An 874-nucleotide genomic window follows, 5' to 3' on the forward strand; every position below is an offset into this window, starting at 1 on the left:
AAAGTCACTCGCCGGGAGGCGAGCGACTGGCAACATGGTGTAAGTGCATTTATGATTTCGGAGACAACAGAATAAATTTGAAGGAGCTGTTATAAGCAGCATCGATGAAGGCCAGCATTTCGTTCCACTGCGCCTTCGGCACCTGTTTGGCATTGTATGTCTTCTCGATATTGATGACCACTTTTCCATTTTGTTCTTTTGCGTCTATGCTGAACAAACCGCAGGCATGTTCCACTTTTGTATTCAGGTCATTCAGTCCGGAAACGGCATAGCCGGCGGGCACTTTGAAATTGATGGTCCAACTAAAGCTGCGCGGATAGCGCACATCCATATCGTATTCTCGGGTGCGTTCTTCGTCTTTGATCTGTAATTGTCCTCCGATCAGTCCGGCCAGGTTCACCAGGTATTTCTTTCCTGCTTTCTTCACCATATCCGTGAGCTCGAACTGTTCGCGGAAGCTGAGTGTACGTTTGTTAGGCGAGCGGCCATCATTGATGAGTGTGAATTTCACATCGCTCACTTTCTGCTGGTATTCGCGCTGCAGGTTTTGTTTGGAGAGTTCGGGCCTTTTCTTTTTGAATTCATTTTTGGCGGCGGCTAAATTGGTCTCATAGCGTTCACGTTCCTTTTCTTTCATTTTTTCCGTGGGGTCCTCACCGTTATAGTATTGGTGGTCATTGAAGATGAAAGGGTGATAGCTTAGCAGCTCGCGGGTATTTTTTGCTTTGTAGATGCCGGTATAAGCGGAATTGCGGGTTACGCTGAGTTTTTCCATACTGGCATCCAGTTCGGTTTCGAATTCCTCCACCTGAGTATTGTCTTTTGCTTTTGTATCGGGCAGTTTAATGGCTTTGATGCCGGGAGGGGCATTGCG

1 protein-coding gene is annotated in these 874 nt (G+C 47.3%); it reads right to left on the bottom strand.

The window, feature by feature from the left end; all coding sequences use genetic code 11:
• Positions 1–49: 49 nt before the first annotated feature.
• Positions 50–874 (bottom strand): hypothetical protein (locus D9Y29_RS26610; protein WP_164735567.1); only part of this gene is annotated, 825 nt, incomplete at its 5' end.

Origin of the sequence: Pseudoflavitalea rhizosphaerae (genome assembly GCF_003991355.1) — a bacterium.
Classification (GTDB): Bacteria; Bacteroidota; Bacteroidia; order Chitinophagales; family Chitinophagaceae; genus Pseudobacter; species Pseudobacter rhizosphaerae.